Here is a 25,899-nt window from a genome sequence, read left to right on the forward strand (position 1 = left end):
TATTATATATAAAACTTGTTATTAATATCTTTATTGTTTTTATATATATTTTAATACTTTTATTTTTAATAAATTGGAAATATTTTAAACTTATTTTAAAATTATAGGATAATTTAGCAAAATATTTAAATATAAGGAAATCTTATATCTTATTTAACTTATTATTAACGATGTTAGTAATAAGTTTTAATTGAATTTTGTGAGGTGAAAAATATGTCTGAAATACCAAAAGCTCCTATCGCAAGAATCATTAAAGAATCTGGTGCTGAAAGAGTTAGCGAAGATGCAAAAGCTGAATTAGCAGCATACTTAGAAGAAGTTGCACGTGACGTAGCTAAAGAAGCTAACAATGTTGCTAAAGTTGCAAAACGTAAAACTGTTAAAGCAGAAGATATTAAATTAGCTATCAAAAACTTATAAATAGTTTTTAGCTATTTCTTTTTTTTATTTTTTCAGGGTGTTATCATGAATAATACTATTTTAATCAAAAATGCATTTATCTTAAATCCGAATAATTTTGAAAACAAAAAACAATCCTTATTAATTAAAGACGACTTTATTGCAGAAATATCCGATGATATTGAAGACTCAAAAGCAGATAAAATAATCGATGCGGAAGGTAAAATTTTACTTCCGGGATTAGTTAATACTCATACTCATTTATCAATGACTTTATTTAGAGGTTTAGCTGATGATTTAAGTTTGGACAGTTGGCTGAATGATCATATATGGCCAATGGAAGCCAATTTAAATGGAGAATACTGTTATATTGGTGCCCTTTTGGCTGCTGTTGAACTTATTAAATCAGGAACAACCACACTTTCAGACATGTACTTCTACATGGAGGATGTTGCCCGTGCTATTGATGATGCAGGTTTAAGGGCGGTTTTATCATATGGTATGATTGATTTTGGTGACGCTGAAAGAAGGCAGGCTGAAATCGAGCAAAATCTTACCTTATTTAAAAATTGCAATGGAATGGCTGACGGAAGAATTAAAGTCTTTTTCGGTCCTCATTCACCATATACCGCATCCGAAGAACTCTTGATTAAGGTTCGTGAATTGGCTGATGAATACAACATGGGTATCCATATACACGTATCTGAAACCCAAAAGGAAATCGATGATGTTTCAGCAGAAAAGGGACTCAGACCTTTTGAATATTTGGAAAAAATCGGGTTTTTAGGTCCTGACGTTCTAGCTGCACACTGTGTATGGTTGAGTGACGAGGAAATTGAAATCATTAAAAAGCATGATGTTAAGGTTTCACACAACCCATGCAGTAACATGAAACTTGCTTCCGGTGTTTCACCTGTTTCCAAAATGATTGATAAGGGCATCTGTGTTTCAATAGGTACAGACGGTGCATCTTCAAACAATAATCTTGATTTGATTGAAGAGCTGAAAACCGCAAGTTTACTTCAGAAGGTTTCAACCCTTGATCCTAAGGTACTGTCATCTGATGAGGCTATTGAAATGGCGACAATTAAGGGTGCTGAAGCTTTAGGTCTTGATTCAGAAATAGGTTCAGTTGAAGTTGGCAAAAAAGCCGACCTTATTCTAATTGACACCAACAGTGCAAATATGGTGCCTGACAGTTCATCTTTAAGTTCCAATGTAATTTATTCCGCTAACGGTTCAAATGTTGACACTACCATTTGTAACGGTAAAATTTTAATGGAAAATAAGAAATTAACCACTTTGGATGAACAGGAAATTTATGCAAAAGCCAAACAGGCAATTAAAGAATTAAAAGAATTAAAAGAAGAAGCTATCTAGCTTCAAATTCTATTTTTTCTTTATTCATAACAATACTCTTTTTCCATTCATCATTTGTTTCAGGAAAATCACTTCTAAAGTGTGCACCACGACTTTCCCTTCTAAGAATAGCTGATTTTACGGTCAAAATACAGATTTCAACCATATTTATTACTTCAAGTGCTGTCACTAAATCTGTATTGTATTGCTTAGTGTCTTTGACATCCAGATTTACCAGGTCTTTTTGCATTTCCTGGAGTTCTTTAAGCGCTTCGTTAAGGGTTTTTTCTTCACGGACAATAGCAACCTTTTCCCACATCAGTTTTTTGATGTTGTTTTTGAACTCCTGTGGTTTTATGCTTCCTTTTTTAATCAATCCTTCAATTCTTGAAGCTTCGGCGTTTACCATGTCATCGTTGGTTTTGATTTCTGTTGACTTGGCCGCTTTTGCTGCGCTTTCACCGGCAATCTTACCGAACACCTGGGTATCTGCTAGCGCATTTCCGCCCAGACGGTTTGCACCATGGACTCCACCGCAGACTTCACCGGCTCCAAAGAGATTGTCCAGTGATGTTGATGCATCGGTATTGATTTTCAGTCCTCCCATGAAGTGGTGTGCAGTTGGAGCCACTTCTATAGGACCATGCTTGATGTCAACACCAACATTTTCAAACTGAAGAACCATTGTCTCCAGCTTCTCGTCTATATAATCGTCATCGAGGTGTGAAATGTCAAGGTATACTCCGCCGTTTTCGGTTCCTCTGCCTTCAATGATTTCCTGGTATATTGAACGTGCAACCACATCACGTGTTGCAAGCTCCATTTTTTCAGGTGCATACCTGCTCATGAATCTTTCGCCTTCGCTGTTTATGAGCTTTCCGCCTTCTGCCCTAACGGCTTCTGTTACAAGCACTCCCTTTTTGGATTCAGGTGCCACCATACCGGTAGGGTGGAACTGTACCTGTTCCATATCAATCAAATCTGCGCCTGCTCTGTAGGATATTGCATATCCGTCACCATTTTTCTGGAAGGTATTGGATGTTACAGGGTATAGTTGTCCAGCTCCTCCACTTGCAAGGATTACGGATTTTGCCTTGAAATATATCAGGCTTGAATCCTTTAGATTTAAACCTGTTGCACCAATCACCTGATTTCCGTCGGTTACAAGTGATGTGATCATTACCTCTTCGATGCATTCGATATCTCTTTTGATGATTTCCTCTTTAAGTGCATTCAACAGTTCCGCACCTGTTCTGTCTCCCTGATAGCAGGTTCTTCGATAGCTTTGGCCTCCGAATGGTCTTTGATCAATTTGGCCTGATTCCTGTCTGTCAAAAAGAGCACCGTAGTTTTCCAAATCAATCAGTCTTTTCGGTGATTCGTTTACAAGAATTTCAACAAGTTTCTTGTCATTGAGATAGCTTCCGCCTTTTAAAGTGTCATGAATATGAGCGTCTATTGAGTCATCCTTGTCCACGGTTTTAAATACTGCATTGTATCCTCCTTCTGCCATTCCGGTACAACCGGACCTGAATGAAAGACCTTTAGATACTATTGTTGCCTTCAGTCCCGCATCATCAACTTCAATGGCTGCTCTTGAACCTGCTCCACCAGATCCGATGATTAATACATCTGTTGAGATAGTTTTTATTTCCATTTCAATTACCCTGTAAAAATTTGTTAATGGTAATACTATGTTTTTCAATTGTTAAATAAATTTCTTCAAAAAGATTTATTTATGAAAAATTAGTAATTTAATGTATTGAATGTATATTCTAAAATTCAATTAAGATAATAGTATTTTACAATATGATTAAATCAAAGAATTGAGTAAATATTTTAATATTATTGTTAAAACTAGCAATTTAAATGAGAGGAATTTCATGAAAATCAATGGTGAAGTTACAACCGGTTTGGGAAAGGCGGCATATTTTCTGTCACAGGACTTTTATACAAGGGAATTTAAAAAGAACTTAGGTTTCATTCCCTATCCCGGAACATTGAATGTGGTTGTTAGTGAAGAATATTTAGATGAAATCAATGAGATTAAGGATAATTGTGAAAATATTATCAAACCCGACACAGAATTTGGGGCTGTAAACTATATTAACGCTATTTTAAATGATGAAATTGAAGGTGCAATCGTTTTTCCTGCTAAGACAACTCATGATGAAAACTATTTGGAATTCATTGCTGAGGATAAGCTGAGAGATAAATTAGGAATTGACGACGGCGATATTGTATCCTTGGAATTTTGATACCACAAACTATTTTATACATGACGAATATATTTTTTAATACGTTCTCGGGGCGGGGTGCAATTCCCCACCGGTGGTGATTTTAATAAAATAAGTCCACGAGCACTGACAGGTGTTGATTTGGTGAGATTCCAAAACCGACGGTAACAGTCCGGATGAAAGAGAAGATAATAGTTATTTTTAGCCCTGGTTCTAGTAAATAAGGAGATATTACTATGAATCAAGAAAATTTAGATAAAGCTTTAGAAGCAATAAGAAATGGTGAATTCGTACTAGTTTTCGATGATGATGACAGGGAAGGGGAAGTCGACATGATCATCGCTTCCGAGTTTGTAACCCCTAAATCAATTGCAACCATGAGAAACGATGCAGGCGGATTAATCTGTAACTGTCTTCACGCTGATTTTTGTGATGCAATCAAATTGCCATTCATGGTAGACATTATGGCTGCAGCATCCGAAAAATATCCTGATCTTGCAAAACTAGCACCAAATGATATTCCATACGATGAAAGATCATCATTTTCAGTATGGGCTAACCACAGAAAATCATTTACAGGTGTAACCGACCACGACCGTGCAATGACCATTAGTGAAATGGCATTGATGATGAAGGATGAAAGATTTGATGAATTCGGAGCAACATTCCGTTCACCTGGTCACGTATGTCTTTTAAGAGGAGCTGACGGACTTGTCAAAAACAGACAGGGTCACACTGAAATAGGTCTTGCATTATGTGAACTTGCAGGCGTCACTCCGGTATGTGTGGTATGTGAGATGATGGACGGTGAAACCGGTCAGGCTACTTCCATTGCTGACGCTCGCAAATACGCCGAAGAAAACGGATTGGTATTGCTTAGAGGCGAAGACATCATTAATGAATATTTAAAAGAATAGCTAATTTGGATTGTTACACTTATTAGCTATATATTGAGCAATAAATTCCATTATTTGCTGATATTTATAGGAATTATAAATGCTAAATGCGACATATCTGCCGTCATGCATTTTAATTTCTAACCCATTTTTTACTTCTTTTGACTTGTTTATTTGATTAATCTTATTCCATGGGATTCTCAGGGTTTTTGTTTTAAGTGCCTTTTCTATATGTATTCCGTCATTCTGGAACTTAACAAGCTTTACCAGACGGCGGTTTATGTCTGAGTTTATTTGGATGTTTCCGTCATCGTCAAAAACGTAATCGGGAATCATGCATGTTGCCTTCCAGCCTGTTTTCATTTTTTTAAGTACATGTGCCCTATCCTTTTTTGTAAGCTTTACACCCTTTTCTGGACTTAAATTAAGTGCCATTATATCACCTTGCTTTTTATTTCATCAAACGAATAGATTTTATTGAATTCAACTTCACGTGCCATTTTAACAATCATGTCAATGTCTAGGTTTTCCTCTATCAGATCCATTGCATGTGACGTGAACAGTTCATAGCGTATTTCAACTTCCGGAATGAAACCTCTCATGTCTGCTGATTTAAGTTTCGGAAGTTTCAGGACATTTTCCACACTTGTGTTGTTCTTGATATACGGCACCACATTGTCGAATATATCGTCGTTGTATACCTTATTGAGTAGGATTGCCTCCACTGAAACGCCAAATTTTTCAAGCATGTTTGCATGGGAAACCAAGTCTATTGCCGCAGATTCTATTCCACCCTTGTTCACACCTGATGCAAGTATCATAGGAATGTCGGATGACATTGCAATTTCAGCAGCGGAAAACGGTACCTTTTCATTTAAAAGACCGGTAAATACACTCATCACTCCTTCAATCAATACAATATCATAATCTGATGAGTTCAATGTATTTATTGTAGATTCGATATCTTTCCATCCAAGGTGTCCTATTTTTACAGAGGCAAAGTCTTCCATCTTGCCCTTGGTCAAGTATAATCCTGGTATGATATCACGCACATCCGGACCGACTTTTAAAAGAGCCACCTTATATCCCCTTTTTGTAAGGGCACCAGCAAGACCGGTCACTATGAATGTTTTACCTGAATCCGAACCGTTGCTTCCAATCATCAGGTATTTTGGCTTTTTGTTTGGTGTGATTTGAGGTATTTCAATTCCGGTATTGATGCCGACCTCACTTTTCAGGAATTTCTTGACATCCCTGTTTCTATTGTAAATGTCACCGATGTCTGTAGCATCTATTTGTTCCAGCAGGTTGTCTACAATAATCGGGTTTTCATCAAGTATGCCGTGGATCATTGTTCCGATAACATTTCCGTCATCGTTGCATGCGCCGGAAAATATATTGTATTCGCCGCTCTTGTTTGTATCGCCATAGTTCATCCTTTGAACTTGTGAATAGAATAGCGGCTTTGCATCACCCTCAACCTTACCGTAGGTATGTGTATGAAAACCGTTGACGTCCTCATCCTGATTTTTTACTAAAAATGAATTTTTAAACACCTTTGCCTTTACACGGTCACTTGTGATAAGGGGTGAGAAGTTAACGTCAATCAATCCCAAACCAGGCTTTTCTATCGGCACCGGTGATTTGCGCCCGATATCAATCTTGTTTGAAAGCAGCTGAAAACCCGCACATATTCCAATAATCGGTTTTCCGTCACGGGCCATTTTTTTGATTTCTGTGTTAAGACCCATGTTGATGTCATTTGACTCTATAAGGGTACCGCCCGGTATTATTAATGCATCAAGTTCATTACTAGCTCTATTTCCATTTACCAATCCGTTTTCCTTAACAATATCTGTTGGCAGACATCCAAAATCTTCAAATCCTGGAACTGCACCAGTTAAATAAGCTAGTCCTATTTTTGTCATAAACATTACCTCTTGATAATCTATTGTTTCTTTTAAATTATAAAATTTTAGAGGTGCATTTCAAGTGTAAAAAAGTTTGTAAAAAAAAGAGATTTATTGAGTGTTTTCGAAAACACTCATAGCTTTGATAATTTTTTCATCATCCAATGGTTTTGCCTGAATCTGCAGTCCGACAGGAATGCCGTCAACCTCACCGGCTTTTATGCTTGCTGCAGGAATACCTGCAAGGTTAGCTATTACTGTTAGGATGTCGTATGCATACATTTCCATTGGTTCCAATTCTTCTCCGATTTCGTGAGGAAGTTTTGGCACGGTTGGACCTACGATTAAATCCACGTTTTCAAGCATTGAGGTAATTTCAGCCCTGATGACTGATCTTGCTTTTAAAGCTTGTTTGTAGTACTTACCACTGAATTCAGCTTCTGCAATGTGTGAACCGATTTTGATTCTTCTCAATACTTCTTCTCCACATACCTCTTCGATTCTGGAACCGTAGTCCCTTCCGTCATATTTTCTGGTTGCTGAGAAGAACTCAACATAGTTGATTAGATAATATGTAGGTAAACATAAGTCAATATAATCAAAGCTTACTTCCACAAGTTCGGCACCGGCATCCACAAGCTTTTGGATTGCCTTGTTAACGGTCTTGTTGATTTCGTCATCGGTAACATCAACGAATTCCTTACATACTGCAATTTTCATGCCTTCAAGGGAAGTTTCACCTAATACTTCTGTAAAGTCAGGTTTGTCCCAGTCAAGTGTGGTACATTCGGTCTCGTCATATTTTGCAATTGTATTCAGTGCAACTGCAATTCCGCTTACATCATTTGCCAGCGGTCCGATTTGGTCCAGACTCATGGAAAGGTCTAAAAGTCCCTGTCTTGAAACTGCACCGTATGTAGGTTTGAATCCGACAACACCACAATGGGATGCAGGGTTTCTTATGGATCCACCAGTGTCTGACCCGATGGATATGTCACACATTTCCGCTGCAATTGCCGCTGCACAACCACCTGAAGATCCTCCAGGGATTCTTCCCATGGCTGCCGGGTTTTGGGTAGGTCCGTAGTAGGATGTTTCGGTTGAACTTCCTGCAGCGAACTCGTCCATATTCAGGATACCTATGATTATACCGTCTTCCTTTAATATCTCTTCAACAACTGTAGCATTGTAGCTTCCATAATAGTCTTCCAAGGTTTTGGAAGCAGCTGATATGATTAAATCTTCAACATTAATGTTTGCTTTTATACCAAATACGAGACCAGCCAAAGCGCCGACTTCTTCGCCGTTTGCAATTTTTTCATCAATAGCTTCTGCTTGTTTTAATGCATTTTCATAGTTCAATTCAATGAATGCATTAATTTCTTCGTTATTTTCATCGATAACTTTAATGAAGCTTTCCACATTTTCTTTAGCTGTCATTTCTCCACTTTTTATGGAGTTCAATTTTTCAATAACGTTCATTAAAACACCTTAATAATCGTAAAATATAATTTAAAATATCTCGCACTTTTCAAGTAAATATTATTTTTACTTTTCAAATGCTCTCTCTATTTAGATATATATATTTTTTAATAATATATTAATCTATCATATAAGGTGAAAAGAATGGATAACGAACTACTTGAAGAGATACATATTGTAAAAAATCACTCACCTCGGACCAGATTAGTTTATAAAATGGCTGTTAAAAAATATGAGGAATTTTTTTCAATGTCAATGTCCGAATTAATTGAAGAAGCAGAAGCTGAAGAAGAACAAGGTATTAGATGGAAAAAAAAGAAAATTAAAAAGGAGATTGTTGACTTTTAGACAACATATGATTGAAAATTATTCTCTAAGCACAGTTAAGACAACCCTTTCCCCCAATTGTTTCAATTTACAAATATTATGAAATTGAAATCGTTGAACTTCCTAGAATGAACATTAAAGGGATAAAAACACCAGAATCAATTGTTTTTAAAGATTTGCCAGACAAAACCATAATCAGAAAAGCATTAAGCATTTCCAATCCAAGAATGAGTGCTATAATCTATTTTATGGTATCTACTGGATGTGCTAGACGGGAAACATTGAATTTAACTATTCAAGATTATATTAATGCTTTAAGGGATTATACTGATAAAACTGACATATATGAAGTTATATCTGAAATAAAAGATAGGGATGATGTTATACCTACTTTTAATGTTTTAAGGCAAAAAACTAACAAGTATTATACTACTTCAATGAACAGTAACCGGCAGTCCCAATTCATCATGATTAATTTTAGGATACTGCGCAGCAGTTTCTCTAAACAGTGAATCAAAAGGCATAGTTGTACCTTTTCGACCCAATATTCTCTCTACAAAAATTTTACGAATGAAAGATTATGAAAAATTGAATCAAATTTTGAACTAAAATACTTGAATTTACGACCTATTATTTTAATTTTAAAATAAAATGTATAAAAAATATTAAACATACATTTAATTTAAATGATTAAAAATAATAAAAAAGAATAAATTAATCAGGACATCCACATCTGAAAAGATAAAAATCAAGAAGATTATTTTTTAAATCTTCTCAATTGACATGCACCCGCTAGAATTAAAACCGCAAGCAATGCAATTACCGGGTTTGCAGTCCTGTGGCTTTCAAGATTGGATTCATGAATATCATATGTATCTTCATGTCCATGGACTTCCATTGAACCGGCAGTTTCTGTTGGCAGGTATTTTTCATCCCCCGAATACCATACCAGGATATTGTATGAGCCTGCATCAAGACCAGGTATTGTGAATACTGCTTTTCCGTTTTTGACATCTGCAGTGTATTTCTTGCCGTCGATTTCGATGGTGACGCGTCCTGTTGCATCGCCAGGAAGTCTGACAGTAATGACTCCATCGTCACCAACATCAATGTCCGGTGATGTAACCTCAATATCCGGTTTAATCTTTAAAACCCTAAATGAATCGTCGGCTTTTGCTGAAAGATACTTCTCATCACCTGAGTATGATGCTGTGACAGTGTATCTTCCGGCTTTTAGTCCCGCCACATCAAAGGTTGCCACACCATCTGAGACTTGTGATGTGTATTTTCTGCCTGCTACTGTGATTGTGACAGTTCCTGTCGCATCATTAGGTAGCCTTACTGTGATTGTCTCATCTTCATCGACATAGATGTCATATGAATCCACATCAATTGGCGGTTTATGCTTTTTGACCGTGAATGTTGTTGTGTTGTCGCTTGGAGCGCATGTTTCGTTTCCATCATACCGGACAGTTGCATGCTTGAGACCGGCTTTTAGGCCTGAAACGATTAGCTGTCCCCTGCCGTCGGTAATGTTTAGTGGATATTTCACGCCGTCAATCTCCACTGTAACGTTTCCGGTTATGTTATGGTTGAGTGAAACATCAATGACCGCATCCTCGCCCACATAGATGTCACGAGCCGTTATGTTTACCTGTGATTTCAACGGCATGACTTTGAAGATGTCAGAGGTGGAGACGCTTGTGTAGTTTTCGTTTCCAAGATAAACCGCAAGTGCAGGATAGTCAGCAACAGCAAGATTGATGAGTTTCCATGTTGCCCTTCCGTCGTATGGAGTGAACTTTGAAGCCATAAGAACATCCCTGCTTTGGATGCTGTGGTTCAATGGGACTGTAATCATGCCGACCCTGTCGACTGTGATGTTTACGAATCCCGGAGCGTCCACAGTCACATTGAGGATTTCTATTTCACCCCAGTAGATGTCCACCACCTCGATTCTTATGTGAGGTGTTTTCGGTGACACCTTAAATGCCCCTTTGGTTGAGTTTGGAAGATATTTATTGTCTCCACCGTATTGGACAGTTACATTGTACAAGCCTCCCGCAGGGTTTTCAACCACCAGTTCAACTATACCGTTTTCGATTGGCAGGTCAGGATAGGTGGTGTTTCCTACAGTGACGTTCACTTTTCCTGTCGCATCCCCAGGTAGTGTGATGACTATTGTCTCGTCATCCTCATAGGTTATGTTTTCACTTTCAAGACTGATTGGAGTGTTTTTCCTGTTTACAGTCACATTCGAAGTGTTAGAAGGAACATTGGTCTTATTCTCAGTTGAATTAACAACAGCAACGTTTGAGAAGGTACCGTTGGAGATGACCCTAACGACCAGTTCAATAATATAAGATGAACCGTTGGCCAATTTTGGAATAGTCCAGACTACCTTTTGACCATTTACTGAATAATACTGCCTTGAAACGTTAGTGGAATTGAACTTAAATGCAGGATTCAAAATATCAGTTACGACAACATTTGTTGCATTGGAAAGGCCAGTGTTGTTTACCGTAATTGTAAACTTGACCAGATTACCGACACTGACATTAGTTGCATTAACTGTTTTAGCAATGTTTAAAACAACCTTCGGATCAACGGTAACGCTAGTGGTATTTGAAGGAACATTGGTATTATTTTCTGTGGAATTCACAGTAGCCACATTTGAGAATGTGCCGTTGGTGGTGATTCTAACTACAAGTTCAATGACAATTGAAGTGCTGTTTTCAAGTTTTGGAACTGTCCATGTTATCTTTTGACCATTTACACTGCAGTATTCTTCGCAATTTGTTGAATTGAACCTGAATGCTGAGTCCAATCTATCAGTTACGACGACATTTGTAGCATTGGAAAGGCCTGTGTTTTTAACTGTTATTGTGAACTTGACCAGATCGCCAACATGGACTTGGGTAACGTTTACAGTCTTTGTAATGTTCAGGATGACTTTTGGAGCAACAGTAACATTGGTTTTGTTGGTGGAAGTTGTAGCGTTTTCGGTTGAGTTTTCATCACCTGCATATGCACAACCTACCAGAAAGGACAATAAAAACAAAGCAAAAAAAATTTTCAAACCTTTCTTCATAATAATTAATTTTTTTGTTAAGATTATTTAAATCTACTCAATTTCGGTGCTGATAAGTTTATTATATATTACTTTCAGATTAAAGATTAATGAAAGCTATTGTATTTGACAATTCGGGAACACTAATCGAAAGGTACAGGGTCATTAAAGATGTCTTCAATGGGGAAATTTTTACAAATATCAATTCCCTCGATTTGATTGACTCAGCCGATGCTCTGGCTCTTGTAGTTCTCCAGTTCAACACCAACAAGTTACTTGATTTGGATCCGAACACCTTAATTTCCCGTGTTATCAAGGACTATGACATAGACTTTGATGTCAGCTTTTCCAACCGTCAGGTTTCAAAGGCCGAAGTCAAGGAGATTCTGGACAATGAAACTTCCACAACCGTTTCCGATATCACCGACGGCTTTGACATTTTGGGTGAAAAAATTCCCCACTTTGAGCTGTGCAACGGCTCTGCCCTGATAGTCGACATGGACCTGGGTCAGGTTGCATATACCATCACTTCAGCGGGTAAGTTTTTCCCAAGGGTATTTGAAACAATAGAGACATTAAAATCCCGTGGAATTGAGATATATATTGCATCAGGAGACAGGAAGGGCGCAATCAATCGCCTGGCAGGCATGCTTGATGTTCCCGAGGACAATGCCTACGGTACGGTTTCAACACGTGGAAAATGTGAGGTCGTATCAATTCTAAAGGATGCTGGCTATAAGGTCATGATGGTCGGTGACGGTTTGAATGATGTTTTGGCATTTAAAAAGGCTGATGTCAGTGTATTGACCATTGAACAGCAGGAGGAGGTTTCTCCTAAGCTTATGGGCAAGACCGACCATGTGATTTCCGATATTTTTGAAGTTACTCAGATTGACTTTTAACTTAAATTTTTTTATAACTGTTAACTTATAACTTATAACTGCATTTTATTGAGGATAACTTATAAGTTATAAGTGTGTTAATTTTTTTTGTTAAATATAATTTACATTAATTTCAATTGTATATTATTTTATTTCATTTTTTTATACTAATGTGTAATAATTTAAAATTTTATCTTATTTTGTAAAAATTATTAATTATTTATTAAAATTTGTATATTCTATAATAATTTTATACTTTTTTATATTTTTTTAAAAATTGTATATATTTTAAAAATATTTATTGTATATTTTTTAATTAATTTATTCTATTTTTAATGTTTGTAAACATTAATTTTATATAATAAGTTACACAATTATAAATTTAATAAACGTTTTTGGAGGAGAAAATGAAGTTTAAAAATTTTTTAATAATTTTTTGCATAGTAATTCTTGCAACGTTAAGCGTTGTTAGTGCGTCTGAAGACATGTCTTTAGAAAATCTAACAGCTATTGACAATAATGAAGAATCAATTGAATTGGTAGAAAATGCTGATTTAACTCAAGATGTGCAGGAAGCTACAAATGAAGATATAAATGAAGATTATGATGGAAATTTAAAATTAGAAGAGGGTTGCGATGAATCCTTAAGTGATCCAGAGTCTTCTTTTGAGAATAATGTGTATATTCCAAAATCAATAAATTTAGGCCATAATTATCCTCTTGTAGAAATTTCTAATTTGCCTAGTGACTTGGAGGGAAATATTTCTATTAAATTGAATGATGTCGAAATTTATAATAAACATCCTAACGAAGATTATTTAGATATTTTTTTAGAAGATAATCTAAATTTAAATATTGGATGTAATACTGTTGAGGTTTCGTATTTTGGCGGAAATTATAAGGAATTTTCAATAATAAGAAATGTAAATATAAATTATATGTTTGATGGAATGGTATCTGATTTTGGAGGTTTAAATTTAGTAATGTTTGTTAACTTACCTTATGATGCAAAATCTGGAATAAATGTTAGAGTGAATAATAAAACATTTTATGCTAATGGTCGTATCATAGAGATTTCTAAATATGATTGTTTACTTGGTTTAAATAATATCACATTATCTTATTCAGATTCAAAATATCCTCTTAAAATTTTTTCATTTAATTACTTTCTAGCACCTTCTATCATTCTTGAGGAGGAAGTGGTAGGTGAAGAAGAGATTAGTGGACTCGTTGTAATTCCTTATTCTGAAGGAGTATTGTCTGTAAGTAAACCAGTATTTGGGGAGGATTCATATACCGAAGAAGAGGTTATTTCAAATTTAACATGTTATAATACTACTTTGTTTAAGTTTAAAAATGATCAAGTTCCTACTTCTTATTATTACTTAAAATTTGAAAGTAAAAATTTTACATTTACTCAAAATTATGAAGTACATTGGAGTGAATCTGAATTTGATTTAGATGTTAATTTTACTAAAAATTTAAAATATGGGGAAGAATTTAAACTCAAAATCCATAATCCTTCAAATGAATATATCTCTTTAAATATTTATTGGGATTCATTATATACAGTTGATTATGATTCTATAATAATTAGGGAGCATAATCTTTTGAATAATATGTCCATTACTATTCCAAATTTAAAAGTTGGAAATCATACTATTGTAATTAGGGGAAACAATCATAACTATTATAAAATTATTAATTTCACTGTTGAACAGAATGATGTAATATCAAATGACACAGAATTACTTAATAATTCCTCTTCTAAAGAAATTATTGATAATAAATCAGTTTCAGATAAAACCAATACTAACACAGTTAAATCATTAGTTCTTAAAAAAATCAAAATTAAAAGATCAGCTTCTAAGTTAACATTATCAGCAACTTTAAAAATTAATAAAAAGGCCATTAAAGGAAAATTCATCACATTTAAATTCAATGGTAAAACTTTTAAAGCTAAGACCAACAACAAAGGCATTGCAAAAGTCACTATCAAAAAATCATATTTTAAAAACATTAAAATTGGTAAAAAAGTAAAATATCAAGCCCAGTATGGCAAAATAAGGGTTACAAAAACTGCTAAGGTAACAAGGTAAGGTGATTTTATGATTAAAAAAAGTATTTTTTTAATATTCTTGATTACATGTTTAATTAGCTTCAATATGGTTTCTGCTGGTGAAGACATTAATTGTTCTGATTTATCTTTAGATTCTCAAAATGGTTTATTGGAGTCTTCTTTAAATGATATCGAAAAAATTGAATGTGAAGATGATTCAAAGGATAAATTAGCTATTGTTAATCCTGACGATGAGATTTCTTCAAGTTCTGGCAATGATAAATTATCCGGTTGTGGTCCTACCCATCCAGGTCAGGATGGTACTCCTTATGCTAATTTGATAGTTGAGAAAGTATGGGATGGTAATTACTCAGGAAATATTACTTATGTGGAATTTCAATTTTTATATAAACTTTATGTTCATGAAGACTTTCCATCAGAACCATGTCCACCTCCCGTACATCCGATTATTGGCCCCAATCAGGATGGGGATATATATTTAATCCCGGATAAAGATGGCAAACTTGTAGCATATAAATTAATTCAAACGGTTAATATCACTAAAGAGAACAATTGGAGGCATGTTTTTACTAATTTAACATATAGAACTGCATATCAAATGAAAGCTGGAGATGGAAATGCATATTGGGTTTTAAATGATCCCAACGAATATATTGTTCGTGAGATTAAAGTTCCGGTAAATGTAACAGTTACTCTTTCCGAGTTTGTTAAGTATTTTACTTGTCCTAAAGACGGAGGTTTAAAAGTATTTTGGAATGTAATCAATCGAATAGAAAACAAAACTAACGTAACATCTCCGCCAGGCAACAACACTACTACTTCCAAAAATAATGATACCAATACTACTTCAAATAAAACTATTCCTAAACATTCACATAACCTAACTGAAAACAAAACTAAAACTAATATAACAGTAAAAACTAATCATAAAAAAGAAATTCCTGTTAAAAAGGCAAAATCTGAAAAACATGCCACCGGAAATCCGTTAATAGCATTATTGGCATGTCTGGTTTTAATACCAATTTTACGTAGAAGGAATTAATTTCCTTTCTACTTTTATTTTATTATTTTTTTTATAACTTCCTGACTCTTGAGTATATTGTCGAAGTTGTTTAGCTCAATTATTGCGGTATCAATCCTTTTAAGCAGATTCAAGTCAAGAGTTCCGTCACCAAGAGGAATGTGTGAATCCTTGACTCCGTCATTATCATTCAAATGACAGTAGCTTATGTTTTTTAAGGACAGCATCTCTTCAAGGTTTCCGCAGGTGTTTCCGTGTCCGGTGTCTATTGTCAGGCTGCAGCCGGTAGCTTCCTGTATCATCTCTATTTCCTCAACCTTGTTTCCCAAAAATTTCTGGCGCACCGGCATGTTTTCAACTGATACCTCGACATTGGTGTTGTCCATGATTTCTCCAATACTTTCTATTGACATCTCCAAAGCCCATTTTCTGAGGTGTGGTTCGTTTCTTCCTATTATTCCCGGATGGACTGTTATTGTTTTTGCTCCAATCTCCTCGGCAAAATGTCCGCATTTGATCATTTGGCGAACGCTTTCAGCACGAATTCCCTTGTTTATGCTTGCAATGTTGATGTCAACGGTTGCCGCATGTATGCGAATGTCAAGGCCGCAGTCTATAAATGGGGTGTTGTCCTTGTCGTATACAGGGTCTTCCGCCAATATTTCTATTATCTCAAAGTCATGTTTTTTTGCCAGGTTGATGATGTCCTCAGTTGGTTCCATAAAAACTGCAAGTGTTGTAAATCCGAGTTTCATATTTATATATTAGCGATGTCTATATAATAAATGTTAATATATATCAATTTTTAACATATGGTGAAATATGACTGATGAAAAGGATATTGAAAAATCCCCTGAAAGGATGTTGAAGTTCTTTACAAATGGAATAACCCATAACTTAATCTTATGGATTATTTCCAAGGAAACTATTCATGGTTATGGAATCATGAAGAGACTAGAGGATTTCTTCAGCTTTGAAGGAGGAAAATGTGAAGTAAATATTAACTCCAGTAAGATATATCCGATCCTGTCCAAGATGGAGAAAAAGGGATTGATTGCTGGTGAATGGAAAGTCAACGAAAATAACAAGAGGGTCAAATATTATTCAACAACCGATGATGGAGAAATGGTTTTGGAAAATATTCGAAATCATATGGCTTCAATTCTAACCAATCCATCATGGATAGATTATATTGAAGATTTGACCGGCAGGGAGATTAACAATGAAAAACGCAATTGAGACTGAAAATCTTACAAAAGTTTACAACAACAACTTTACAGCTGTTAACTCTCTTAACTTGGAAATTCCAGAAAAAAGTATTTTTGGAATGCTGGGTCCTAATGGAGCTGGAAAGACAACTACCATCAAGATGCTGACATGTCTGATTCAGCCGACCTCAGGTCGTGCCACCGTTGGAGGCTATGATGTTCAAAAGAATCCCGATGAGGTGAGAAACCTCCTTGGTATGGTTCCCCAACAGGTAAGCCTTTACAAGGACCTGACCGTCATGGAAAACTCCCAGTTATGTGCGGATTATTATGGAATCCCAAAGGATGAACGTGACTCACGCATCGAGGATTTGATGGAACTGGTGGACATCGAATACGCACGTGACAAAAGGGTGGGACAGCTTTCAGGCGGACAAAAGCAGAAGGCTTCACTTGTGGCCAGTCTTGTTCACAGGCCTGACATCCTGTTTTTGGATGAGCCTACAATCGGGCTTGATCCGACAACCAAACGTACATTATGGGATTTGATTAGAGAGTTAAACGACAACGGACATACAATAATTCTGTGTTCTCATGACATGCATGAGGTTGACATGCTCTGTGATAATGTCGGAATCATCAATACAGGTAACCTCGTTGCCTATGATACACCGCAGGGTCTTAAGGATTCTCTTTTGGAGGAAAACAAAAGGGAATTGACAGATGCATTGTCCCAGATTCACTCTGAAAATGACAAGTCTTCTTCAGATAATCTGGAAAAGTTAAGCTTAAGGAAAATGTCATTTCTGCTTCAAAATCAGGATGAGGCTATTGTTTCAAAAATCAGAGAAAATGACAATGTCAATGATGTGGAAGTGGCAAAAAATGGCCGTATCAATTTGAGGATAGATGCCTTTGATGACATGGCGGTTCATAGTGTTTTAAATGACGTCATTTCAGAGGGAGGTATCATAAAATCAGTTTACACTGAAGAACCTTCCCTAGAGGATGTTTTTATAAAGGCTACAGCGGAGGTGGATGAAGATGCTAGAGCTTAATAAGTTTTGGTGGATGATTAAAAAGGAACTGATTTCACTTAAAAGGCACCCTGGTCGTCTTGTTTCAATCATCGCATTCCCGATAATAATGATTCTGCTCTTTGGTTATGGTATGGGAGGAGAGATGACCGACCTGCCGATTCTTGTCGTTTCCCAGTCTCATGGGGACCTCACCGACCTGACCCTGGACACCATCAAGAGCACTGAAACATATAAGGTGGTTGAGGTAATTGATGATCTTGACGAGGGAAAGGAGCGTGTCGATTCTGGTGAAGTCAAGGCAGCAATAATTCTTCCTTCGGATTATGACGAGAATTCCTCGCAGCAGAAATCGGTGACACTGTATCTGGACTCATCCGATCAGATGGCATCACAGATTCTTGCATCCTCAACTGAAGGAATTTTCTACAGGCTGTCAAATGTGGTCGCTTCACAGACAAGCGTATCAACCCAGAATGCGGACATCGAGCCGTCAATTATCCACTCTTTAAGCAACTTCAAGGATGACATAAGTCTGCATATCAACAGAATCTACGGCAACATCAAATACATCGACTTTTTGGTGCCTGCGGTTTTGGGTATGACCATCATGTTCAGCTGTATGATGGGTATGGGCGCAACAATAGCCGGTGAGCGTGAAACAGGTGAGCTTGCAAGGCTATTCATGACTCCTACTTCAGTTGCCACAGTTATCGGCGGTAAAATTGCAGCAAAACTATTGATTGAATTGCTAAGGGCGTTGATATTGATTGTAATGGCCATTCTGCTATTCAACGTAAGTATCAAGGGAGGCATACTGCAGACGTTCATCGTTCTTGTAATAGGGGCCCTGTGTTTCGTTTCATTTGGTATATTCTTCTCAGCAAGAACCTCCACCCAGGAGGATTACGCCCAGATTGTCATGCCGTTTTCAATGCCGATGATGTTTGTATCAGGCGTATTCTATCCGATAGAAACAATGCCTTGGATTTTACAGAAACTTGCATACATTTTCCCTCTGACCTATCTCAATGATGCAATGAGGGGTGTCATGCTCAAGGGTCAAAGTCTGGGGGACGTCTGGTTAGATCTTGTAATACTTTTAGGTTTTGCACTTCTCTTCTTTATCATAGGTGTAAAACGATTCAATAGGGATGTATAGGAGGTTTTCAAATGAATAAAAACATATTTATCTTATTTATCATAGCAATTTTGTGCTTAAGTCCCGTTGCAGCGGCAAACTGGGATTCATTTGCAGGCGGAATTGATCATAATGCATACAGGGACGAAGGTTCGGACTTTGTAACAAATCTCTGGACATTCAACATGGAATCTCCTGTCCATTCATCCCCTGCAATTTACAAGGACTATATTTATGTAGTTTCTGAAAATGGAATATTGAAGGCAATCGACATGGAAAACGGTCAGGAAGAATGGAAACTGGATTTGGAATCATCTACCAACTCTTCACCGATTGTTCACAAGAACAAGTTATATATCGGATGTGATGAGGGGCTTAAAATAGTCAACATCAACTCCCACAAGGTCATAAAGGAATTTGACTGTGACAATGTTGCCTCAACACCGTTCTTCTATGAGGATGTGGCTTACTTCGGAAGTGATGACGGACACCTCTATGGTGTAAATGAGGATGGCAAGAAGGAATTCGACAAGAAACTGGACGGTGAACTTAAGACCTCTCCTATTGTTGTGGATGATACAATCTATATAGGTTCCACCAACGGTAAGCTATACAGTATCGGCACCGACAAGAGCAACAACTGGGAATTCACTGCCGGTGATGAGATCTTGTCTTCCCCTGCATACGTTAACGAGACAGTAATTTTTGCATCCAATGACGGTTCAATATACTGTTTGAACGAATCCGAGGGGGATGTTGTATGGAAGGAGGACTTGAAAAACAAGGTTATCTCCTCACCGACCATCGATGAACACGACTACAATGTGTTCATAGGTTCTGATGATGGTAACTTCACATGCCTCGATATCCGTGACGGAACAATCAAATGGGGTCATCATACCGGTGACAAGATACAGTCAACCGCAGCCCTTAAGGATAATATGGTTGCATTCGGATGTAACAACGGATACCTTTATGTGCTGAATAAATACACCGGTGATGAGGTGTTCACCTACAATCCGGGAACAGTCCTTTTCAACTCAGCCATTACATCCTCACCGGTGATAAACGGCAACAGCCTTTTCTTCGGTGACGATTCAGGACATGTCTATTCAATAAACATCGAAAAGCATGAGGTTCCGGGTTCAACACAAATGTTTTACTCAATTGCGGTATTGATTATCGTTATTATCGTGGTTTTGGTTGTTGTTCGCAAAGTAAAGGGTAGAAAATAACTTTCTATCCTCCAATTCTTTTTTTTAAATACTTTTATATGTTTGAATTTTTAAATTATATTTGTTTAAGGTGAAGTTCAATGTTAGACAATATCGAAATAATCAAGAAGGAAAGTATGAATCTTGCCGATAAGATTTATATCTTTGACACAACTCTGCGTGACGGTGAACAGACCCCCGGAGTTGCACTTACAGTAGATGAAAAAATACAGATTGCCCAAAAACTCAACAACCTTGGAGTGGACAAAATCGAAGTCGGTTTTCCTGCTTCATCAAAAGGTGAAATCAAATCAGCCAAAAAAATAGGCGAGCTGGATTTGGATTCCACTTTGGTCGGTCTTTCAAGATCATTGAAGTCCGATGTTGATGCGGTTTTGGATGCTGATTTGGAATATATTCACACATTCATTGGAACTTCACCGTTGCATCGTGATTATAAGCTTAAAATGTCAAAGTCTGAAATCATCAGTAAGGCAACTGAAACTATCGAATATGCAAAGGACCATGGCCTGACAGTCGAGTTTTCAGCTGAAGACGCAACAAGAACCGAGAGGAATTTTCTTTTTGACGTGTTTTCACAAGCGGTCAGCTCAGGCGTTGACTTTTTGGATATTCCTGATACGGTCGGTATTCTGACACCTATCATGACCCGTGAGCTAATAACCGACATTAAGGATAATTTCAATGTGCCGATAAGTGTTCATTTCCATAATGATTTCGGTTTGGCTACAGCCAATACCTTAACAGCCATTGAGTGCGGTGCCAATCAGGCTCACGTTACAGTCAACGGATTGGGTGAAAGGACCGGTAACTGTTCTTTGGAAGAACTTGTAATGACACTTAAGGCTTCATATGGAATAGATTTAGGTTTGGACACTACCAGATTATACAGTTTATCAACTTTGGTCGGTCGTTTGACCGGTGTGAAGATGCCTGTCAACAAGCCGATTGTTGGGGATAATGCATTTGCACATGAATCAGGAATTCATGTTCATGGCATCCTCAACAATTCAGCCACCTACGAGCCGATGTCACCTGAAATGGTCGGGCATTCAAGGCGTATCGTATTGGGTAAACACACCGGCGCTAATGCTTTGAAGTCAAAATTGAAGGAGTACCATATTGACCTTGATGAGGGTCAATTCTATAAGGTTTTCAATGAAATCAAGGCATTGGGTGACAGTGGAAAGTGTGTTACCGATGATGATTTGATAGCTATTGCAATTACCGAACTCGGATCTGCTAAGGAAACTCCGATAGTCCTTAAGGGATTAAGCATTTCCATGGGTGCCAACGTTTCACCTACAGCCACAGTCAAACTGGAAATCGATGGAGTTGAAAAGGAAAAGGCAAATACCGGAGTCGGACCTATTGATGCTGCCATTGGTGCTGTTCGTGAACTTGTCCAGGACACTATGCATATAGAACTTGAAGAATATAATCTTGAAGCTATCACAGGCGGTACCGACGCTTTGGCAGAGGTTTTTGTGATTACTTCAGACGCCGATGGAAACAAGTCTACAGGTAGGTCAACCAATCAGGACATTGTAATGGCAAGTATCATGGCGGTTTTGGACTCAATGAATAAACTGTTATTGATTAAAAGAGCATAATTTTTAATTATTCTTTAACTTTTTTTATTTTTTTTTATATATTCTTTTAAATTATTTTTTTTGTTTATTTATAATTTTTATTTTTTTTTCTTTCTTCTAAATTTTTTTTCAACTTTTATTTTATTGTTTAAATTTACTTTATTAAAATTATGTAAAATTTTATATACATTGATTTTCAAATGTTATATTGGTGAGTTTAATATGGAAAATAATACAATTTTTGTAGGTAGCAAACCGGTCATGAATTATGTTTTAGCAGTTGTTACACAATTTAATGAAGGCTCAGACAGTGTTCTTTTAAGAGCAAGGGGAAAGGCTATTAGTCGTGCTGTCGATGCTGCTGAAATTGTAAGAAATAGGTTTGTTCCTGAAGCAGACGTTACAGACATTCAAATTTCTACAGAAGAAATCGAAAACTTCAACAACGAAAAAACTAATGTTTCTATTATAGAAATTTTAATTGAAAAGAAAGAATAACCTTTTCATTCAAATTTCTTTAAAACTCTACGTTCAAAAAGGTACTTTGACAGCAGAATGTTGTTTGTACCTTTTCCATGAGCCTCTACTTTTCCTTTTTTTATAGATTTCAAAACGCTATCTATATCTTTTTCACAATCGATTAGACTGTAGCAGTCACCCACAAATTCCCAGTAATGTGCATCACTTGCACCTAATGTTGGAATATTTTCAGTTTTTGCTAAATATTTTGCTCGATTGTTACAATATCCTAGTATGAATCTTGCATTTTTTGTTTCTATAGCATCTATTTTTAGCTCATTATGGTCAATTTTGCAAAGAAGGCCATGCCTGTAAAAGCAGTACGGATGAGGGATTATTGCAAGACCACCTAAATCATGAATTCTGTCTATTGTATCTTGAGGTGATAGGTCACGAGGTATATTTTCCTCACACCCAAAACCAAGGATATGGCCTAGTGATGAAGAAACTTCTATTGATGGAATTGCCAATATATCTGTGCCTTTGGTTTTTTGGTAAACTTCATTATATGCATCTGCATTATTGTGATCACTTATTGCAAGGATGTCTATATTTTCCCTTCTTGCAACCCTTAGGATGTCATCGATTTTTGAACTAGAGTCTGGTGAATACTCGCTGTGAATATGGGAATCCATCTTAAACATATTATCTGTCCTGTATTGTTTTTATTAGCCCTACGGTTCCGGTCATCATAACGTCCCCTCCGGGAGCCGCATGATGCCAATCCAGATTTGTCTTTTCAATCAGTTCCCTTTTAGGTCCGCTTACTATAACCTTTTCCAGTTCTGATATAGGATTCAATACGTGGGCACCGTGGCCGTGGTCATTGTAGACCTCCTCATGTGTAATCTCTCCTGAGGCTAGCCTTTTGATATATCTTTCAAGGGACTCTCCTGTCAGGCTAGATGTGTGGTGTTCAAAGACCCCTTGGATTTTGCCGTTTTCTATTGATGCTGCTGTGGTATGTCCGTTTCCAATGTCGATTACAATGAAACTGTTGAGCTTTGATGCGACTTCGTCATAGCACATTCCGGCTATTGAAGCGAATTTGGTATCCATTACAAGCGGTATGACTTCTATTCCTTCACCTTCAACCTGTCGTCTTACGGCATTCATTCTTGTAAAGTATTCTGGAATCTCATCTATAAATCCGAACTCCAGCGGGGTGATAGGTTCCGATACTTTTTCACGTATCTTTTCAAACCTGAAGTCCCTGTCGCCCATGTTTTCATTGTAGCCGTGATCCTGTACCGCAATTGCAATCTTGTCGAAGTCAAACTCAAGATCATATCCAAGTAGGAATTCAGAGAGTTTTGTTATGTCTATGTCTCCCAGTGCTATTTTGGTGTAGCTGTCATAGTCTTCATCAGCATCGGCAATTTTTATTCCAAATGACTCAACCTGTTTTATGTCGTCACGAATTGTTTTAGCGCATGTTGGCTCCATAACCACGTCATATCCCTTTTCCATATGTTCCAGAATTGTATTTTTAATCTTTCCTCCGCCCATTATCTCTCCGGTAAAGTAGATATCGTTTTCAGTTTCCCTTATCCTCTGTGAGATGAATAAGTGCGGGGAGGGAAGAACTAGTTTGATTGAGTTTTCGAGTTCCTTTTCTGTATCATAAATCATTATGTCCTGGGTTCCGGTTCCAACATCTATAGCTAAAATTCTCATGATTTTTAATTGTCTTTTATAATATTAATAATTAAAGTGTACATTTTTGTACAACAAAGTTTTAAATAGTACATTTTTCATACTATTATACATGACTTACAAAATTGAATTATCATCCGAAGAAGTGCCAAAGCAATGGTACAACATGCTCGCCGATTTGCCGGTTCCTCTTCCTGCCCCTAAAAACAGTGAAGGCAAGGACCAAATCGCAGCTTTACAACTCGCATTTACAAAAGCAGGTTTGGAACAGGAATTTGCTACTGACAGATACATTAACATCCCAAAGGAAGTAAGGGAATTATATATGGAAATGGGAAGACCTTCCCCGCTGGTCAGAGCAAACAAACTGGAGGAATACCTCAACACTCCTGCAAAGATTTACTTTAAAAGGGAAGATTCCTCTCCAACAGGATCACACAAGTTAAATTCAGCTATCCCTCAGGCATACTTTGCTAAAAAGGAAGGTGTTGAAAGACTTACCACCGAAACCGGTGCTGGCCAATGGGGTACAGCTCTGTCCCTTGCATGTAACCTTTTGGGCATTGACTGTACAGTTTATATGGTAAAGGTATCATTCAACCAAAAACCTGACAGGAAAAACATAATGCACATTTATGACAGCGACATCTACGCTTCCCCAAGTGAAAACACAAAAGTGGGCCGTCAGGTATTGGCTGAAAACCCAGACCATCCTGGTTCATTGGGTGTGGCTATTTCAGAAGCCATGGAAGAGGCTCTGGAAAATGATGAGGTAAAATATTCCTTAGGTAGTGTATTGAACCATGTAATGCTTCACCAGACAGTAATCGGTCAGGAATTGAAGACACAACTCGAAATTGCTGAAGAGGAACCTGATGTGATGATTGCATGTGCAGGTGGAGGAAGTAACCTGGCAGGATGTCTCTTCCCATTCATCAAGGACAAGATTGACGGAAACTCCGATACCCAGTTCATTGCTGTTGAGCCTAGCGCATGTCCTACCTTGACTGAAGGTACATACGATTATGACTTTGGAGATTCTAACGGTTTTACTCCTATGCTTAAGATGTTTACATTAGGCCATGACTTTGTTGCTCCATCAGTACACGCTGGTGGTTTAAGATACCATGGAATGTCACCTATCGTTTCTCTTTTAACTAAAGAGGGTTACATTGAACCTAGATCTGCTCATCAGAAGGACTGTTTCGAAGCTGGAATTACCTTTGCACGTAATCAGGGTATTGTACCTGCTCCTGAAACTACACATGCCATTAAAGTTGCAATTGATGAAGCATTGAAATGTAAACAGACTGGTGAGGAAAAAACAATTGTTTTGAACTTCTCAGGTCACGGAATGCTTGACCTTAAAGGATATGCAAGCTATTTTGAAGGAACTATGCAAAACGCAAAATAATCCTTCATTTATTTTTTTTAATATTTTTTAGTTATAAGTTATAACTTATTATTTTTTGCTAATTTTTTTTAAGCTGTATGCTCCCTGAATATTCACTATTGTTGAAATTATTTTTCATTTGAAACAATACCTGCTGATTTTTAGAATAATTTCCATTGCTAAATTTTAGGTAATCTATTTTAATATAACTTCCATAAAATGCAAGCAATTTTATTTGAATTGTCCTGGTGAATTGACCTTTTGATATTTTTACTTATAACTTATAACTTCTCACTTATTACATATAACCTATAACTTGCAAGTGTTAACTAATAACTTATTTGTGAAAACGAATAATTTATAAGATAGAAGTTATAAAATATAACTTATTTGTTAAAAGTTAGTTATGATAAGTTATTTCTTAAAACTTATTTTTTATAATTTAGAAGTTTTAAC

At 36.8% G+C, this 25,899-nt stretch carries 24 protein-coding genes and 1 riboswitch; of the genes, 16 read left to right on the forward strand and 8 right to left on the reverse strand.

What is annotated here, in order from left to right; all coding sequences use genetic code 11:
- Positions 1–213 precede the first annotated feature (213 nt).
- Both QZV03_RS01780 and QZV03_RS01785 read left to right on the forward strand, forming a co-directional pair.
- The gene (locus tag QZV03_RS01780; protein ID WP_296873997.1) at positions 214–420 is read left to right on the forward strand and encodes a histone family protein; all 207 of its coding nucleotides are present in this window, start codon (positions 214–216) and stop codon (positions 418–420) included.
- Between the two features lie 42 nt (positions 421–462).
- Positions 463–1,779, forward strand: coding sequence for an amidohydrolase family protein (locus QZV03_RS01785; RefSeq protein ID WP_296874021.1), 1,317 nt, complete (start codon positions 463–465; stop codon positions 1,777–1,779).
- Here the strand turns inward: QZV03_RS01785 and tfrA are convergent.
- Positions 1,772–3,415 (reverse strand): fumarate reductase (CoM/CoB) subunit TfrA, encoded by a 1,644-nt coding sequence (gene tfrA, locus QZV03_RS01790; RefSeq protein WP_296873998.1) that lies wholly within the window; start codon positions 3,413–3,415, stop codon positions 1,772–1,774. The genes QZV03_RS01785 and tfrA overlap by 8 nt on opposite strands.
- A 226-nt stretch (positions 3,416–3,641) precedes the next feature.
- Here tfrA and QZV03_RS01795 point away from each other — a divergent pair, with 226 nt between their 5' ends.
- Together QZV03_RS01795 and ribB are read left to right on the forward strand one after the other, a co-directional pair.
- Positions 3,642–4,016, forward strand: a complete 375-nt coding sequence (locus QZV03_RS01795; RefSeq protein WP_296873999.1) for a DUF120 domain-containing protein — start codon at positions 3,642–3,644, stop codon at positions 4,014–4,016.
- Positions 4,017–4,055: 39 nt separating this feature from the next.
- A riboswitch (FMN riboswitch) is annotated at positions 4,056–4,187 on the forward strand.
- Positions 4,188–4,231: 44 nt separating this feature from the next.
- A complete protein-coding gene (gene ribB / locus QZV03_RS01800; RefSeq protein WP_296874000.1) occupies positions 4,232–4,912 on the forward strand; it encodes a 3,4-dihydroxy-2-butanone-4-phosphate synthase in 681 nt (226 codons plus the stop codon).
- Here ribB and QZV03_RS01805 read toward each other — a convergent pair whose 3' ends face one another.
- From QZV03_RS01805 to gatA, 3 genes are all read right to left on the reverse strand, one after another.
- Positions 4,913–5,326: a hypothetical protein gene (locus QZV03_RS01805; RefSeq protein ID WP_296874001.1), complete on the reverse strand. Its 414-nt coding sequence runs from the start codon at positions 5,324–5,326 to the stop codon at positions 4,913–4,915.
- Complete coding sequence (locus QZV03_RS01810; protein WP_296874002.1) at positions 5,326–6,819, reverse strand: cobyrinic acid a,c-diamide synthase; 1,494 nt, start codon at positions 6,817–6,819, stop codon at positions 5,326–5,328. The genes QZV03_RS01805 and QZV03_RS01810 overlap by 1 nt, the downstream gene beginning before the upstream one ends.
- Before the next feature lie 93 nt (positions 6,820–6,912).
- Positions 6,913–8,283, reverse strand: coding sequence for an Asp-tRNA(Asn)/Glu-tRNA(Gln) amidotransferase subunit GatA (gene gatA / locus QZV03_RS01815; RefSeq protein ID WP_296874003.1), 1,371 nt, complete (start codon positions 8,281–8,283; stop codon positions 6,913–6,915).
- A 144-nt stretch (positions 8,284–8,427) separates the two neighbouring features.
- Here gatA and QZV03_RS01820 point away from each other — a divergent pair, with 144 nt between their 5' ends.
- Together QZV03_RS01820 and QZV03_RS01825 are read left to right on the forward strand one after the other, a co-directional pair.
- Entirely contained in the window at positions 8,428–8,631 is a 204-nt protein-coding gene (locus QZV03_RS01820; protein ID WP_296874004.1) for a hypothetical protein, read from the forward strand.
- A gap of 107 nt (positions 8,632–8,738) precedes the next feature.
- Positions 8,739–9,122, forward strand: a complete 384-nt coding sequence (locus QZV03_RS01825; protein WP_296874005.1) for a hypothetical protein — start codon at positions 8,739–8,741, stop codon at positions 9,120–9,122.
- A 245-nt stretch (positions 9,123–9,367) separates the two neighbouring features.
- Here QZV03_RS01825 and QZV03_RS01830 read toward each other — a convergent pair whose 3' ends face one another.
- Positions 9,368–11,689 (reverse strand): Ig-like domain repeat protein, encoded by a 2,322-nt coding sequence (locus tag QZV03_RS01830; protein ID WP_296874006.1) that lies wholly within the window; start codon positions 11,687–11,689, stop codon positions 9,368–9,370.
- A gap of 101 nt (positions 11,690–11,790) precedes the next feature.
- Here QZV03_RS01830 and QZV03_RS01835 point away from each other — a divergent pair, with 101 nt between their 5' ends.
- The 3 genes from QZV03_RS01835 (at position 11,791) to QZV03_RS01845 (ending at position 15,683) form a co-directional block, all read left to right on the forward strand.
- Positions 11,791–12,582, forward strand: coding sequence for an HAD family hydrolase (locus tag QZV03_RS01835; RefSeq protein WP_296874007.1), 792 nt, complete (start codon positions 11,791–11,793; stop codon positions 12,580–12,582).
- A gap of 386 nt (positions 12,583–12,968) precedes the next feature.
- Positions 12,969–14,660 carry a hypothetical protein gene (locus tag QZV03_RS01840; RefSeq protein ID WP_296874008.1) on the forward strand — a complete coding sequence of 564 codons (1,692 nt, stop codon included), beginning with the start codon at positions 12,969–12,971 and terminating at the stop codon, positions 14,658–14,660.
- Positions 14,661–14,669: 9 nt separating this feature from the next.
- Positions 14,670–15,683, forward strand: coding sequence for a hypothetical protein (locus QZV03_RS01845; RefSeq protein WP_296874009.1), 1,014 nt, complete (start codon positions 14,670–14,672; stop codon positions 15,681–15,683).
- Between the two features lie 14 nt (positions 15,684–15,697).
- Here QZV03_RS01845 and QZV03_RS01850 read toward each other — a convergent pair whose 3' ends face one another.
- A complete protein-coding gene (locus QZV03_RS01850) occupies positions 15,698–16,417 on the reverse strand; it encodes a sugar phosphate isomerase/epimerase (protein ID WP_296874010.1) in 720 nt (239 codons plus the stop codon).
- 67 nt (positions 16,418–16,484) lie between these two features.
- Here QZV03_RS01850 and QZV03_RS01855 point away from each other — a divergent pair, with 67 nt between their 5' ends.
- From QZV03_RS01855 to albA, 6 genes are all read left to right on the forward strand, one after another.
- Entirely contained in the window at positions 16,485–16,901 is a 417-nt protein-coding gene (locus tag QZV03_RS01855; protein ID WP_296874011.1) for a PadR family transcriptional regulator, read from the forward strand.
- The gene (locus QZV03_RS01860) at positions 16,885–17,928 is read left to right on the forward strand and encodes an ATP-binding cassette domain-containing protein (protein WP_296874012.1); all 1,044 of its coding nucleotides are present in this window, start codon (positions 16,885–16,887) and stop codon (positions 17,926–17,928) included. The genes QZV03_RS01855 and QZV03_RS01860 overlap by 17 nt, the downstream gene beginning before the upstream one ends.
- The gene (locus QZV03_RS01865) at positions 17,915–19,069 is read left to right on the forward strand and encodes an ABC transporter permease (RefSeq protein ID WP_296874013.1); all 1,155 of its coding nucleotides are present in this window, start codon (positions 17,915–17,917) and stop codon (positions 19,067–19,069) included. Before QZV03_RS01860 ends, QZV03_RS01865 begins: the two co-directional genes overlap by 14 nt.
- Before the next feature lie 11 nt (positions 19,070–19,080).
- A complete protein-coding gene (locus tag QZV03_RS01870; RefSeq protein ID WP_296874014.1) occupies positions 19,081–20,283 on the forward strand; it encodes a PQQ-binding-like beta-propeller repeat protein in 1,203 nt (400 codons plus the stop codon).
- An 80-nt stretch (positions 20,284–20,363) separates the two neighbouring features.
- The gene (locus QZV03_RS01875; protein WP_296874015.1) at positions 20,364–21,896 is read left to right on the forward strand and encodes a 2-isopropylmalate synthase; all 1,533 of its coding nucleotides are present in this window, start codon (positions 20,364–20,366) and stop codon (positions 21,894–21,896) included.
- Between the two features lie 201 nt (positions 21,897–22,097).
- The gene (gene albA / locus QZV03_RS01880) at positions 22,098–22,373 is read left to right on the forward strand and encodes a DNA-binding protein Alba (protein ID WP_296874016.1); all 276 of its coding nucleotides are present in this window, start codon (positions 22,098–22,100) and stop codon (positions 22,371–22,373) included.
- 5 nt (positions 22,374–22,378) lie between these two features.
- On the opposite strand, the gene QZV03_RS01885 is transcribed toward albA, so the two are convergent.
- Together QZV03_RS01885 and QZV03_RS01890 are read right to left on the reverse strand one after the other, a co-directional pair.
- A complete protein-coding gene (locus QZV03_RS01885) occupies positions 22,379–23,038 on the reverse strand; it encodes a PHP domain-containing protein (protein ID WP_296874017.1) in 660 nt (219 codons plus the stop codon).
- A gap of 1 nt (position 23,039) precedes the next feature.
- Positions 23,040–24,071, reverse strand: a complete 1,032-nt coding sequence (locus QZV03_RS01890; RefSeq protein WP_296874018.1) for a DUF1786 domain-containing protein — start codon at positions 24,069–24,071, stop codon at positions 23,040–23,042.
- A gap of 91 nt (positions 24,072–24,162) precedes the next feature.
- Between QZV03_RS01890 and QZV03_RS01895 the strand changes: the two genes are divergently transcribed.
- Positions 24,163–25,464 carry a TrpB-like pyridoxal phosphate-dependent enzyme gene (locus tag QZV03_RS01895; RefSeq protein WP_296874019.1) on the forward strand — a complete coding sequence of 434 codons (1,302 nt, stop codon included), beginning with the start codon at positions 24,163–24,165 and terminating at the stop codon, positions 25,462–25,464.
- The last annotated feature ends 435 nt before the right edge of the window (positions 25,465–25,899 follow it).

The organism is uncultured Methanobrevibacter sp., assembly GCF_902788255.1.
In the GTDB taxonomy this organism is placed as follows: domain Archaea; phylum Methanobacteriota; class Methanobacteria; order Methanobacteriales; family Methanobacteriaceae; genus Methanocatella.